Source organism: Pseudobutyrivibrio sp. LB2011 (assembly GCF_000701765.1).
Taxonomy (GTDB): Bacteria; Bacillota; Clostridia; order Lachnospirales; family Lachnospiraceae; genus Pseudobutyrivibrio; species Pseudobutyrivibrio ruminis.
The window spans coordinates 1-14,093 of record NZ_JNJS01000001.1; the positions used below are offsets into that span (position 1 = coordinate 1).

General features: G+C 40.4%; 12 protein-coding genes. 8 read left to right on the top strand and 4 right to left on the bottom strand.

The genetic code is table 11. The annotated features are described in order from the left end of the window. From T375_RS00005 to thrC, 4 genes are all read left to right on the top strand, one after another. Positions 1–283, top strand: a 283-nt coding sequence (locus T375_RS00005; protein WP_044933647.1) for an integrase core domain-containing protein, incomplete at its 5' end; no start/stop codon positions are given. Between the two features lie 427 nt (positions 284–710). Further along, positions 711–1,412: an ABC transporter ATP-binding protein gene (locus T375_RS00010; protein ID WP_033153693.1), complete on the top strand. Its 702-nt coding sequence runs from the start codon at positions 711–713 to the stop codon at positions 1,410–1,412. A gap of 25 nt (positions 1,413–1,437) precedes the next feature. Then, positions 1,438–4,263, top strand: a complete 2,826-nt coding sequence (locus tag T375_RS00015) for an ABC transporter permease (protein ID WP_044933648.1) — start codon at positions 1,438–1,440, stop codon at positions 4,261–4,263. A 105-nt stretch (positions 4,264–4,368) separates the two neighbouring features. Beyond that, complete coding sequence (thrC, locus tag T375_RS00020; protein WP_044933649.1) at positions 4,369–5,859, top strand: threonine synthase; 1,491 nt, start codon at positions 4,369–4,371, stop codon at positions 5,857–5,859. A gap of 152 nt (positions 5,860–6,011) precedes the next feature. Here thrC and T375_RS00025 read toward each other — a convergent pair whose 3' ends face one another. Together T375_RS00025 and T375_RS00030 are read right to left on the bottom strand one after the other, a co-directional pair. Beyond that, on the bottom strand, positions 6,012–6,893 hold the full coding sequence (locus T375_RS00025; RefSeq protein ID WP_044933650.1) for a hypothetical protein: 882 nt from the start codon (positions 6,891–6,893) through the stop codon (positions 6,012–6,014). Positions 6,894–6,896: 3 nt separating this feature from the next. Then, positions 6,897–7,277: a response regulator gene (locus T375_RS00030; RefSeq protein WP_033153704.1), complete on the bottom strand. Its 381-nt coding sequence runs from the start codon at positions 7,275–7,277 to the stop codon at positions 6,897–6,899. 200 nt (positions 7,278–7,477) lie between these two features. On the opposite strand from T375_RS00030, the gene T375_RS00035 reads away from it, so the two are divergent. The 3 genes from T375_RS00035 (at position 7,478) to T375_RS00045 (ending at position 10,259) form a co-directional block, all read left to right on the top strand. Then, the gene (locus T375_RS00035; protein WP_044933651.1) at positions 7,478–7,828 is read left to right on the top strand and encodes a hypothetical protein; all 351 of its coding nucleotides are present in this window, start codon (positions 7,478–7,480) and stop codon (positions 7,826–7,828) included. An 83-nt stretch (positions 7,829–7,911) separates the two neighbouring features. Continuing rightward, a complete protein-coding gene (locus T375_RS00040; RefSeq protein ID WP_044933652.1) occupies positions 7,912–8,583 on the top strand; it encodes a response regulator transcription factor in 672 nt (223 codons plus the stop codon). A 14-nt stretch (positions 8,584–8,597) separates the two neighbouring features. Next, a complete protein-coding gene (locus T375_RS00045; protein WP_044933653.1) occupies positions 8,598–10,259 on the top strand; it encodes a sensor histidine kinase in 1,662 nt (553 codons plus the stop codon). A 29-nt stretch (positions 10,260–10,288) separates the two neighbouring features. Here T375_RS00045 and T375_RS00050 read toward each other — a convergent pair whose 3' ends face one another. Further along, a complete protein-coding gene (locus T375_RS00050; protein WP_044933654.1) occupies positions 10,289–10,933 on the bottom strand; it encodes a phosphoribosyltransferase in 645 nt (214 codons plus the stop codon). A gap of 238 nt (positions 10,934–11,171) precedes the next feature. On the opposite strand from T375_RS00050, the gene T375_RS00055 reads away from it, so the two are divergent. After that, positions 11,172–13,184 (top strand): methyl-accepting chemotaxis protein, encoded by a 2,013-nt coding sequence (locus T375_RS00055; protein ID WP_044933655.1) that lies wholly within the window; start codon positions 11,172–11,174, stop codon positions 13,182–13,184. A 29-nt stretch (positions 13,185–13,213) separates the two neighbouring features. Here T375_RS00055 and T375_RS00060 read toward each other — a convergent pair whose 3' ends face one another. Continuing rightward, positions 13,214–14,074, bottom strand: a complete 861-nt coding sequence (locus T375_RS00060; protein ID WP_044933656.1) for a patatin-like phospholipase family protein — start codon at positions 14,072–14,074, stop codon at positions 13,214–13,216. Positions 14,075–14,093: the final 19 nt, after the last annotated feature.

The following is a 14,093-nucleotide window of genomic DNA, read 5'->3' on the forward strand; positions in this document are numbered from 1 at the left end:
ATCTAAAAACTTTAATGAAATACTGCCACTTTATAACATAATTCACTCTATGTCCCGTGCGGGAACTCCTACTGATAATGCTGCTATGGAAGCGATTAATGGTTGGATTAAGGCAGAGATATTTAGTGATCTACATATAACAAGCAATGCCACCATTGAAAAAGACATTGCCAGATACATAGTGTTCTTCAATGAAGAACGCCCTGCCTACTCTCTGAGTTATCTGACTCCAAAACAGTATCGAGAGTATTACAGTGGAGAAACTATGTGTAAAAACACGTAAACCTGTCTACTTTTGCTTGACTAGTGCAAAATAGAAAAACGGCGTGTTTGAGCAGCTAGAAATTGACACGCGGAATTGAAGGTATGGTCAAAGCGCGTGTCTGAGACCTACAAAACAGACACGCCGAATTAAAGGTTTGGAAAGCCCGCGTGTCCTTCCCCTCCCTTAGCACTGGTGGCTTCGCCACAGTCTCAGTTTCAAACCTGCTTGACTAACATTTATCTGCCAAAAGTTATGAAGTCAAGGGAGCGTAGCTCCTGAGGCTTGCCCTTGACTGAAATAACTTGGCAGATACGATGTGTCTAGCAGGTTGAAACAAAGTGTATTTTAAACAGCATCCTTACACTACTTTTCGCTATTGCGTCACACTTATGTGATACTATTAAATCGCTAGCCACCATTTTGTGTTTTAGGCGGAGGTATTTTCATGAGTTTTGTAGAGTTTAAGAATGTTGGAAAAATATATAAGACTGGAGAGGTGAAGATAGAGGCTCTCCACGATGTTAATTTTGAAATAGAAGAAGGGGAGTTCTGCATCATTGTAGGGGCTTCCGGCGCAGGTAAGACTACGATTTTGAATATCCTGGGTGGAATGGATACTCTTACTTCGGGAGGCGTTTATCTGGCTGATAGAGATGTGTCAGGATATTCACCTAGGGAGCTGACAAGCTATCGCAGATATGATGTGGGATTTGTTTTTCAGTTTTATAACCTGGTTGGAAATCTTACAGCAAAGGAAAATGTAGAGCTGGCTGCCCAGATTTGTAATGATCCAATTCCGGCAGAAGAGATTTTAACTCAGGTGGGGTTGGCAGATAGAATGAATAACTTCCCGGCTCAGCTTTCTGGTGGTGAGCAACAGCGAGTTGCCATAGCAAGAGCTCTTGCAAAGAATCCTAAGCTACTGCTTTGCGATGAACCAACTGGTGCCTTGGATGATGCTACAGGTAGAGCGGTTTTGAAGCTTCTTCAGGATACTTGCAAGAAGAAGGGCAAAACAGTTGTGGTAATTACTCATAATCATGCCCTTACAGGAATGGCGGATAGAGTTATTTCTGTTAAATCAGGCACGGTTGTTGATATTACTTTGAATGAACATCCTAAGAGTGTGGACGAGATAGTTTACTAGTGGTTATTTGTTTTGGAGAAGATAAATGCTAGCAAAATCAAGTTTTAGAGAAATAAAAGAGACCATAGGTCGATATATCGCTCTTGTTCTTATCATTGCCCTTGGTGTTGGATTCTTTTCGGGACTGAAGGTAACGGATCCTGCTATGCGTCAGGCTATGCAACAGTACTTTAAGGATACCAGCTTCTATGACTATAGATTGATATCAACATTGGGATTTGAAGAGGAAGATGTAGACTATGTGGCAGAGAATGTCAGTGCAAGGGCCGTAGAAGGGTCGATTTCCTTTGACGTTTTGGCTGACTATGCAGATTCATCACATGCCATTAAAGCTATTAGCATTCCAACTAACGTAAATACCATAGTATTGGAGTCAGGCAGATTGCCAGAGAGCGATGATGAGTGTCTTGTAGATTCATATTTGTTTGATGCATCCACTATCGGAAATACAATAAAAATATCCAGCAATAATGAAAAAGAGGACAGGGAAAACTTTAAATACAGCCAGTACACAATTGTTGGTACAGTAAAATCCCCATTATACATTCAATATGAACGTGGTAGCACAACCCTTGGAAGTGGTGTGCTAGACGGTTATATCTATATAAATAAAGGTGGATTTGATGTAGAGTATTACACCGATATTTATGTGAAGCTTGATAGCGACTTGGAGATCTATTCTGATGAATATAAGGACCTTATTGATGCGAAAGAGGATGAGGTCCAGAAGGCTCTTGATGAGGCTGCTGATAATAGATTTAATCGAATAATAGCAGATGCTTATGATGAACTGAATGATGCTAAGGAAGAGTTTGAAACCAGCAAAGAGGATGGGGCAACAGAATTGGCTGATGCTAAAGAAGAGCTGGATAGTGCTAAGAAACAGCTGGATTCAGCAAAAGCTCAGATAGAAGAATATGAGACTCAGGAAAGTCAGCTGAAAGCGATGCTTGATATGCTGCTTCTTGATCCAAACCAGCAGGCAGCTGCCGGTGAGCTTAGTGTGCAACTCTATACTCTTCAGGTGGGACTTGAAACAGCAAAGACAGAGTATGCAAACGGTCTTGCAGAATATAATGATGGACTTGCAGAATACGAAGAGGGGTTAGAGGAGTACAATACAAAGATAGCAGATGCGGCGGCTGAGATAGCAGATGCAGAAGCTGAAATCGAAGATATTGAGGAAGCAAATACATATCTTTTAATGCGAGACAGCAATGTGGGATATGTTTGTTTTGAAAGTGATTCTACAATTGTAGGAGCTATAGCTAACGTATTTCCAGTTTTCTTCTTCTTGGTTGCGGCGCTTGTATTTATGACCACCATGAACAGAATGGTTGAGGACCAGCGAACCCAAATTGGTGTTTTAAAGGCTTTAGGATATAGCAACGGAAGCATCATGGGGAAGTTTGTATTTTATTCTGGTTCAGCTGCATTTATAGGAACAGCATTAGGCTTTGTGGCTGGAACAATTGCATTTCCTAAGGCTATTTGGTTTGCCTACAAGATGATGTACAACACATCAGAAATTACATATTTCTTTAGCCCGGCTATGTTGATAATCAGTTTTGTTGTAGCTTTTGTATGTTCTGTTGGAGTTACATTTATATCCTGCAGGTATGAAATGGGAGAGATGGCTGCATCACTTATGCGTCCAAAGGCTCCAAAGGCAGGCAAGCGTATCTTCCTAGAATATATACCATGGTTCTGGAACAGGCTTAAGTTCTTAAAGAAGGTTAGCCTTCGTAATATTTTCCGTTATAAAGGCAGATTATTCATGATGGTTCTTGGAATTGGCGGATGTACAGCTCTACTCGTGGCAGGATTTGGTATTTATGATTCTATTGCAGACATTGCTGTAAATCAGTTTACGAATATATCTAAGTACGATATGGATATTACCCTGAAAGATGGTGCCAAAGATACAGTAGCACCACTTGAAAACAGGGGATATACGGTAGATGATTATTTGCTTTACTATCACACTTCCGTGGATTTAAAGGCAGGTAAGCATACCAAGAATGTATACTTAAATGTATATGATAACGATGCGAATATAGATTACTTCTATGATATGCATGATGGTTCAGAGGAGCATATTGTATTTGCGGATTTAAAGGATGATGAGATAATCGTCAACAAGGGACTCAGCGACCGATATGGTATAAAAGTTGGTGATAAAGTAACCATATCATCCGATTCAATGAATGCTACCACTTTTAAGGTGGCAGCCATAAACGAAAACTTCATATACAACTATGTATATCTAACAACTAGCGGATATGAAACAAACATTGGAACACTTCCAGAAAAGAAGAATGTGTACTTGAATATCAAAGAGGATGAGGATGCTCATTCAGTTGGCGCTGAGCTTATGAATAATAAGAGCATTTCTGTGGTTTCAGCCACCATAGATACTTTGGATCGAGTAGACAGTATGATGAAGAGCTTGAACATCATAGTTTATCTTGTAATAGGTAGTGCAATGGCTCTTGCAGCAGTTGTTGTTTACAATCTGACCAACATTAACATTGCTGAGCGTGTAAGGGAAATTGCTACGGTAAAGGTGCTGGGATTCTACAAGGAAGAGACTAGTGCCTATGTATTTAGAGAAAATATACTTCTGGCGATAATGGGAGCAGCAGTGGGACTTGTTTTAGGTAAGATTCTCCATGCTTTTGTTATGAGCGAGATAGTGGTTGATTTGATTACCTTTGATGTTAGAGTCACTGCTTTTAGCTATGCATTGGCCTTTGTTTTGACGGTATTATTTACATTTATTATCAATCTGTTAATGGGCAAAAAGCTTGACGAAATCAGCATGACAGAATCTCTTAAAGCAGTAGAGTAATTTACAGAAATTACTAGCATTTAATGCTTTACTGTGCTACAGTATGTGTAACTGTTTGGGACTAGCTGAATAGTTAAACAAAAATATAGTTAGAGAGGAATAATCATGGGAATCAATTACGTTAGCACAAGAGATGCATCAAAGCAGCAGATTACAGCTTCACAGGCTATTTTAAAGGGTTTGGCTGATGATGGAGGCTTATATGTACCTACATCCATTCCAGCTCTAGATGTTTCACTTGAGAAGCTTTCTGAAATGACATATCAGGAGGTTGCTTATGAAGTGTTAAAGCTTTTCCTTACAGATTTTACAGAGGACGAGCTTAAGCATTGTATAAATAGCGCTTATGATAGCAAGTTTGACACAGAGGAAATTGCACCACTTGTTTATGCTGATGGAGCATACTATTTGGAGCTTTTCCATGGTTCAACAATTGCATTTAAAGATATGGCACTTTCGATTTTGCCACATCTTATGATTACTTCCGCTCGTAAAAATAATATCAAGAACGATATCGTCATTCTTACAGCTACATCAGGTGATACAGGAAAGGCTGCTCTTGCAGGCTTTGCAGATGTAGAGGGCACTAGAATCGTTGTATTCTATCCAAAGAATGGTGTATCAGCAATCCAGGAACGCCAGATGGTTACTCAGAAGGGTGCTAACACTCATGTTGTTGGTATCAAGGGTAACTTCGATCAGGCTCAGACTGGTGTTAAGCAGATGTTCAACGACAAGGCTCTTGAGAAAGAGCTTGATGCAGCAGGCTTCCAGTTCTCATCTGCAAACTCAATCAATATTGGCCGTTTGGTTCCACAGATTGCTTACTATGTATACGCATACGCAAAGCTTCTTTCAGAGGGAAAGGTACAGTCTGGTGAGACAATCAATGTAGTTGTTCCTACTGGAAACTTTGGAAATATCCTTGCTGCATATTATGCAAAGAACATGGGACTTCCTATTGATAAGCTTGTTTGCGCATCAAATGAAAACAAGGTCCTTTATGATTTCTTCACTACAGGAGAATACGACAAAAACAGAGAGTTCATTCTTACAAACTCTCCATCAATGGATATCCTTATCTCTAGCAACCTTGAGAGATTGATCTATCACATTGCTGGTGATGATGCCGAAAAGAATTCTGAACTTATGGAGTCTCTTAAGACAACTGGTAAATACGAAATCACTTCAGATATGAAGGCTAAGCTTGAAAGCTTCTATGGAAATTACGCTTCAGAAGAAGAGACAGGCAAGACTATCAAGAATCTTTATGACAAGACAGGCTACATCATTGATACACACACTGGTGTTGCATCATGTGTATGGGAGAAATTCAAGGCTGACACACAGGACGACAAGGTTACAGTCATTGCTTCAACAGCCAGCCCATTCAAGTTTACACGTGCTGTCATGGGTGCAATCGACTCAGCCTATGAAAGCGAGGAAGACTTCGTACTAGTAGACAAGCTTTCAGAGCTTGGAAAGGTTGCAGTACCTAATGCCATCGAAGAGATTCGCTCAGCAGAGGTTCGTCATGACACCGTCGTAGAAGTAGCGGACATGTGTGCAGAGGTAAAACGCTTCCTCGGAATCTAATAATCGTAAAAAGCCGTGCATAGCACCAAATCATATTTACGTAAAGTAAATGAGCTACCTGTAGTCAACAAGCTCTACTATTTCTCAAGCGAGACGTGTTGTCGAGCGGAGAAATCAGTAGGCTTGTAGACGTAACAGGTAGCTCTCATAGTTTAAAAGCATATGATAAGGTGTATGGTTCCGAATGGGTAGGCGACTGGGAAGTCTACGCATTTGTTAGCTCCGTAGAGAACGCCGTCGGCGGTGATTTCTGGTGGAGCAAGTGATATGTCTTTTGATAAGGCGTTGGAAATATTTACTATGAAGAGTCCATTGTGGAGGTTGAGGAAGTCCTCAAGGGCTGCAACAACGTACTCATCGAAGTCTCCAAAGTCTTCTTTTGCGTAGCGGGAAGCAAATGCAATGGCTGTTTCCCTGTCGCAATCAATATGTGTAATAAACTCTCTGTCACTGGATATTTTCTGCGAAACACCAAATGTGACAGGAAATTCATCAAGTACCATAGGAGTGAGAGGAGAAAAGTCCTCTCCAACAAATCTAATTAAGCTGTTGAACATCAGCTCCAAATACATAACGTTTTCTTCACTTACAGGCATTTCTGCAAGAACAAAGAAATTGGAAATGATTGCACGGACAGCTTCTTCATTTTCAACATCTAGACTTAAATCATATATTTCAGTTTCATTTTTATAATCGAAAAGAATACGCTCTAACTCTTCGTAAGAAAATATTCCATCTTCAACAAGATTTTGGCCAAGTAAAATAAAATCAGGAGTCTGTCTTGTAAGTAAATCGTTTACCTGATCATCTGTAAGATATCCTCTATTAACAGCTATTTCACCAAAGCGCCTGTCTTCACGAGTTTGCACATATAAGCATTCATCCACTTCTTTTGCGGTCATGAAACCTTCGTGAATGGCAATTGTGCCAAGCTTAATATGTGTTTGCGAAAGACGAGACATTGCATTGAAAAGCTGCTCTTGATTTACAATTCCTTTTTGAAGCAAATAATTCCCCAAGAATTGTGTATACATAGATTATTTTCCTCCAAGTCGAAGCTCGATTATTTCTTGAATTTGATTGTTCTCGAAAGGCTTCTGAATAAAGTCCTTTGCGCCGAGCTGAATTGCCTTTTTGAGTTGATCCTGAGTACCAACTGAAGAAACAATGATAATGATTGCATCATTGTCGAATTCTCTGATTTCAGATAGAGCAGTAGTGCCGTCTTTCTCTGGCATTACGATGTCCATAAAAACTAAATCAGGTTTTTCTGATTTGTACAAGTTTACAGCCTCTGCTCCGTTTTTCCCCTCAATAAAAGTAGCACCTGTGCTGACTTCTTTAACTGCATCCATGAGTTGTTTTCTAGCAAGGACTGAATCATCGCATATTAAAATCTTTTTGCCTGTAATATCCATATGTCTTATCCCTCCTGCACAGTATAGAATAATAATACAATAAGAACAGCTTTTATTCAAATGGATTTATCTGATATTTTTGTTAATTTTCATGGAATTGCGGGAAAACTTTTGAGGATAATAAATGGCCTGTTTTTATAGAAAAGAGAATAAATAATCTATATAATATTAGGCGAGAATAATTTATTGGAGGATTAAAAATGGATATTAGTTTTATGAAAATATTTGATGTTGTAATCGGGGTATTGGGAGTATACCTGGTATTTGTTAGTATCAAAAGCCTTAAGGCAGGAATTGTTGATCCTATGATGATTACAGCAGAGGAGCTTGCAAAGTGTGCTGATATCAAAGGATTATCAAAGTATTTGATGCCAAAGTCAGCTATTTTTGGAGCACTTTGTATTGTGTTTGGAATTCAGGGATTGCTTAATGACACTGGTTATGTAAAGTTCCCGCATGCAGTAAATGTAGGATTTCTCATTGCTTTTGTTGTAGTATGGTGTGTTTTCTCATACTTTATCCGTAAAGCAAAGAAGACATATATTCAGTAAAAAATACTAATATCGTCACTTAGAATTCACATTTAGGGGGGATTATATAATAATCTAAGCTGGGTTAGCTATAGGAGGTCAGTATGAAAAAGATTTTGGTGGTAGATGACGAAGAAAAGATTCGTTCACTTATCCGTAAGTACGGTGAGTTTGAAGGCTATGAAATATCAGAAGCATGCGATGGTATGGATGCAATAGAAAAGGTAAAGGCAAACAGCGATTATGATGTTATCATCATGGATGTTATGATGCCAGAGCTTGATGGATTCTCAGCTTGCAGTGAAATCAAAAAGATAAAGGATATTCCAGTTATCATGCTTTCAGCAAGAGGAGAGGAATACGATAGAATCCACGGTTTTGAAGCAGGCGTTGATGATTATGTTGTAAAGCCATTCTCACCAAAGGAACTTATGATGCGTGTGAATGTTGTTACAAGCCGAAGCAAGTCTGATGAAGGTGCGGTAGATATCTTCCGTTATGAAGGCCTGGAAATTAACTTTACTGCCAGAACAGTTTCTATTGATGGCAAGCGTGTAGATATGTCGCCAAAGGAATACGAGCTTCTTTTCTACCTGGTTCGAAATAAAAACATAGCACTTGAACGTGAGCGTCTTATTACCGAAGTATGGGGTTATGACTACTATGGTGATGACCGCACACTGGACACACACATAAAGCTACTTAGAAACAGTCTAGGTGAGTATCGTCGCCTGCTTGTTACACTTAGAGGAGTAGGTTACAGATTCGAGGCTTAATTGTGGAGGACCCATTGAAAAAAAGTCAAATTAGTATTAAATGGAAAACCTTTTGTATATTCTTGATTTTTGCCATAGTACTTTTAGGAGTACTATGGTTTTTTCAGATTGTCTATCTGAATGATTTCTACAAAATGATAAAGCAAAAGGAAACAGAAAATGTTCTAGATAAGGTTGAGGCGCTTCTTCATGAATCTGATGATCCTGCATCTGAAATAGACCAGCTTGCGGCCAACTACAACCTGGGCGTATTCATTACAGATTCAGAGGGCAACTCCCTTTATAATGCGGAATATATTTCAAATTCCCAGATGTCTTCATTGCCACATTTTATGTTCAGTCTGTTTTACGATGAGGCTGTTGCTAATGGTGGCGAGGCTGTCATTGAGTTTAAAGGTAGCGAAATGCAGCGAAGCATCAGGGAAAACCTTAATCAAGGAACGGGCATGGAACTGCCAGAGGGTGTAGATGGAGAATCTGAAGCTACACCAGAATCCGACGAGGAACAACCTGAAAACATTTTAGAGAATGCTCCTGATAGTGCAGATGAAACCTCAGAAGAACAATCTGGTCAGGGTGAAGGAAAAATCGAATACACAATCCCTCCGGAAAATGAAATGACGAAGGAGCAGTTCAGACAAAACATTGGTAATGAATTGGCTGAGTCTGTTATTTATGTTCGTATAATCGAAGTAGATGGTCAGGAAGAAGTTGTCATGATTAACTCAGTGTTAACACCTGTCGATGCTACAGTTACTACACTGAAAGCTCAGCTTCGAATTATCACTGTCATCATAATTATCATTGCATTTATTCTTGCAGCAGCCACAGCTAAAAGCACATCTCGCTCTATTATCAAATTGAACGATGGCGCCAAGAAGCTTGCAGCTGGTGACTACAGTGTTAAATTCGATGCAGATGACTATATGGAGGTTGCAGAGTTATCAGCTACTCTAAACTACGCCGCAAAAGAACTTGGAAAGGCAGACAGCTTACAAAAAGAACTAATTGCAAACGTATCCCACGACCTTAGAACTCCGCTTACTATGATAAAGGGATATGCTGAGGTTATGAGAGACATCCCTGGCGAGAACACGCCAGAAAATGTTCAGGTTATCATCGAAGAGACGGAGCGCTTAACAGGTCTTGTAAACGACATGCTGGACATTTCAAAACTCAAGGCTGGCACAATTTCCATCCAGCCAGAGGAATACAACTTTACTGAAAGTATTCGTCACGTTCTTGAGCGTTACAACAAGCTTCGCGAAGTAGAGGGCTACACTATCGATTTTGTATACGATGACGAAGTCAACGTATATGCAGATGAGCAGAAGATGTACCAGGTTCTTTACAATCTGGTAAACAACGCCATAAACTACACCGGCGAGGACAAAAAGGTCACCGTCATTCAAAAGGTCATCGGCAATACCCTCCGCATCGAAGTAGTGGACACTGGCGATGGCGTAAAGCAGGAAGACATCCCATACGTATGGGACCGCTACTACAAAGACAAGACAACCCACAAGCGAGCCCTTCAAGGCACCGGACTTGGCCTCTCCATCGTAAAGAACGTACTGGAGCTCCACGGTGCCAAATATGGTGTCTCATCCATCACCGGCCAAGGCGCCACCTTCTGGTTCGAAATCAAAATCGACCCCTTCGCCGAAGAGGAGTAGGGGCCACCTGTGGATGGTGGCCCCTGGGATTAGCGAAGCTCTGAGTAGCCGAAGGAGTTTACGATGGCGTCGATTGGGGTGCCGGATTTGCAGAGAGGGCACTCGTGGAGTGGGTACGACTGGTAGTTAGGGATGTCCTCGTCGTGGAATACGGCTGTTACTGGGATGTTGTCCACTTCTCGAACGGCTGAGAAGATGGCGCAGGCACCGCTGATGGTTGCCCCGTAGTATTGTACACATTCGGCTAGACTTTCGAGAGTGCGGCCGGTAGTTAGTGATCCAAATAATAATAAAACGTGTTTGTCGCGGATAGTCAGTTGTAGATTATCGCGGAAAATATGCAGGCCGGATGGAGCAAGCTCTGGGGCAGTGACATAGATTGTCTTGTGCTGATTGTAGTTTGCTACGCCGGCTTTTGTTAGTTCTTCGGCAAGATATGTTCCAACTACTTCCATGCCATCGGCACATACGATTGTGTCTACTGGTGTGGATACGGAATAGTGCATTGCAAGAAGCTGGGCAACACCGTGAGCCTCATTACATCTGGTCTTTATGGTTCCGATTTCCATATAGTTTGTGATGTGGGAGTGGTTGGTTGCGAAGTGACCAGGAATTATTTTCAAAACAACATCTGAGTTTAGTGGAGCAGGAATTTTAGTATAGTCTTTTAACATAATAAACCCCTTTCTTTTATGAACCTCATAGTTCGAATTTCCCCTTTGATATTTACATCATATCATACTTTTGTCAGATATCTAGTGAATAAATTTTGTATTACATATTAAATATAGAAAACATATCGAATTCACAGACAAGACATAGAAATTTACAAATTTGCACATCCAAATATGCTAGTGTTTAAATTAGTACATTCTACGTTTACGTTTCATATTATACAGAAGGAGGGGGCTTATGGCGAAAGGACAAGCTAAGCAAAAGCGTATTAGTGCACAATTATTGGCGGTTTTGATACCTCTTGTAATTGTGGCAATCGCAATTGTAACCACTATTTTGGCGTTGCAGGCAAAGAAGGTAATTGTGTCAGAGGCTACTGAGGGATTACATCAGGAATCTAGAGCAAATGCTGCTGATATTGCACAAACAATGGATAGCATGACCAAGTATTATGATGGCTTGGCAGATGCTATTGAGGGTGGAACCTTTGAAAGTGATGTTCAGGTTAATAATCTGCTGACTGAATCTTTGAATGAGTTCCCAGGTGTTGTAACAGATGCTTATATCGCAATCGGCAGAACTGAGTTCTATGATGGTAGCGGATGGTTCCCGGATTTAAGTGAATATGATGCAACTACCAGAGGTTGGTATCAGAATGGTGATGGCCAGGCAGAGATTTTTATAGGTGCACCTTCTCTGGATTTAACAACAGGAAATATGGTTGTGTGCGGTTCACGTTCTATCACTTTGAATGGTCGTAAGGGTGTAATGTCTACAGATATTGCCCTTGCTGGTATTTCAGAGATGGTTAGCCAGTATACTCCAGGTGGAAAGGGTGCCAGCTTACTTGTTCAGGGTACTCAGATTATTGGTTCAGTAGAGTCAGAATATGTTGGTACAGATGTATCTGAACATACAGATGACGGCTTCTTGCAGAGAATGTCAGAAGTTGTTGCTGCAGGCGGAAGTGATACTGTTGTTACAATGAAAGGAAATAATGGAAAGAATTATTTCGTTTCATTTGATAACGTAGATGGTACAGAGTGGACTCTTATTTCATATGTACCTCAGGATGCAGTATTAGCAGAACTTAGACAGTTCATACTCATTAGTATTGTAATTGCTGCAATTATTGTTTTGGCAATGGCAGTAATCCTTCTTCAGTTAATCAATTCGAAGATTACAAAACCAGTACGTAGTCTTACAGAGAATATTACAAGAATTGCAAATGGTGACTTTACAGTGGATATTCCAGCAGGCGGCGGAAATGAGATTGGCACCATGAATAACAACATGCATGATTATGTTGAGCAGATGCGAAGTACTCTTACCGAGATTAAGAGTATGACTGATCAGCTCGCTTCAGAGGCTACAAATAGTAAGAATGTATCTGGTGATTTGAACGAGCGTGCTGATGAGCAGGCAAGTGCTATGCAACAGATTCAGCATACAATGGACGATATGTCTTCAGCAGTTGCTGATCTTGCAGAAAATGCAACTACATTGGCTCAGCAGGTTAATGATTTGACTATGCAGAGTGAGACAACCAAGCAGACAATGGATGATTTGGTTAGCACAGCAAGAGATGGTCAGCGTGACATGCAGGCAGTTCAGTCTGGTATGACAAATGTTGCACAGTCAATGCGTGAAATGAATGATGTTGTTAACAACGTAGATGAGTCTGCTAAGCAGATTGATTCTATTGTTGATATGATTAATTCTATTTCCAGCCAGACCAACCTTCTTTCACTTAATGCTTCTATTGAGGCTGCACGTGCCGGCGAAGCTGGAAAGGGATTCGCAGTTGTTGCTGATGAGATAGGTGCGTTGGCTCAGAACTCTGCAGATAGTACTCAGCAGATTTCAGCTATTATCAAAGAGATTACAGCTCAGATTGCAGAGCTTTCAACAAAGGCAGAATCAAATGTTGAAGAAATCAACACCAGTATGGAATCTGTAAACCAGGCTGGAGAGACATTTGAAAAGATATTCAAGAGCCTTGATGAAGCCAGCGATACTGTTGGTGATATGATTGATAAGATTGGTAGCGTTGATGAGATTGCAACTTCTATGGCTGCTATTTCAGAGGAGCAGTCAGCTAGTACACAAGAGGTTAGTGCTACAGCCACAACTCTTGCTGAAGGTGCAGAACAGGTTGCAGAAAACTCTCGTGGTGTGGATAACAGTGCCACTGTAGTATCTGAATCATCAGATAAGATTGAAAATCTTATTAACCAGTTTACCGTATAGACGAAAGAATAATAAAAGAGCTTATTTGACTAAGCGGTCAAATAAGCTCTTATTTTTTCTAGATTTTCTGTGGCAATGCGTCGTCCGATATCGTAAACACGTTGTAATTCGTCAGGGTTCTTTTCTGTGGCACCAATGTTGAGAGGGGCATCTGGCCTGATTACGAAAGCCTTGCCATTGGCAACCTGCTTTTTAACGTATGCTTTTTGCGCATTATACATGTTGTGCCTGTTTTCCATTGTGTCAATCATTCGTGGATATTTTCTCAAAATCCATCTAATAATTTTCATGTATTTCTGAGGCTTTTTAATATAGTCAGCAGGCTGGGTTTCGATAACAAGGATTTTGTCGCAGCCTTGCTTTTCCATAAAACGAAGAGGAATGGAATCTGACATTCCACCATCTAAATACAAATCATCTCCGATTGGAACTGGCTTTGACACTGCAGGCATTGAAGCTGATGCACGTATCCAGCGAATGTCTATTCCATCTGGAGTGCCGTCACAGTTATCGCATTTATGATATACCGCATTTCCGGTAGATAATTCTGTGGCTACACAGTAGAAATCCATAGGATTCTTGTAAAAGGTATCGTAATCCCATTTATCAAGCTCGTATGGGAGAGTGCCATAGCAGAATGGCACATTATAAATGTCTCCTGTTTTAATCAGGGAGCTGAAGCTAGCATAGCGTTTGTCGTTGCAATATTTTTTGTTGTAGCGAAGACCTCGTCCTATCTGTTTTGATTTAATATTAAGTCCAAATGTGGCACCAGCTGAAACACCAACAGCACTGTCAAAATCAATATTGTTTTCCATGAGAACATCGATTACGCCGCAGGTAAACATGCCTCTCATGGCTCCACCTTCCATTACTAATCCTTTTTTCATAATAATTCCCTCAATTCTC

What these genes read in the sequence shown, in the direction of transcription:
- T375_RS00010 (WP_033153693.1), top strand. Translation starts at nt 711, where the DNA reads ATGAGTTTTGTAGAGTTTAAGAATGTTGGAAAAATATATAAGACTGGA.
- T375_RS00015 (WP_044933648.1), top strand. Translation starts at nt 1,438, where the DNA reads ATGCTAGCAAAATCAAGTTTTAGAGAAATAAAAGAGACCATAGGTCGA.
- thrC (WP_044933649.1), top strand. Translation starts at nt 4,369, where the DNA reads ATGGGAATCAATTACGTTAGCACAAGAGATGCATCAAAGCAGCAGATT.
- T375_RS00025 (WP_044933650.1), bottom strand. Translation starts at nt 6,893, where the DNA reads ATGTATACACAATTCTTGGGGAATTATTTGCTTCAAAAAGGAATTGTA.
- T375_RS00030 (WP_033153704.1), bottom strand. Translation starts at nt 7,277, where the DNA reads ATGGATATTACAGGCAAAAAGATTTTAATATGCGATGATTCAGTCCTT.
- T375_RS00035 (WP_044933651.1), top strand. Translation starts at nt 7,478, where the DNA reads ATGGATATTAGTTTTATGAAAATATTTGATGTTGTAATCGGGGTATTG.
- T375_RS00040 (WP_044933652.1), top strand. Translation starts at nt 7,912, where the DNA reads ATGAAAAAGATTTTGGTGGTAGATGACGAAGAAAAGATTCGTTCACTT.
- T375_RS00050 (WP_044933654.1), bottom strand. Translation starts at nt 10,933, where the DNA reads ATGTTAAAAGACTATACTAAAATTCCTGCTCCACTAAACTCAGATGTT.
- T375_RS00055 (WP_044933655.1), top strand. Translation starts at nt 11,172, where the DNA reads ATGGCGAAAGGACAAGCTAAGCAAAAGCGTATTAGTGCACAATTATTG.
- T375_RS00060 (WP_044933656.1), bottom strand. Translation starts at nt 14,074, where the DNA reads ATGAAAAAAGGATTAGTAATGGAAGGTGGAGCCATGAGAGGCATGTTT.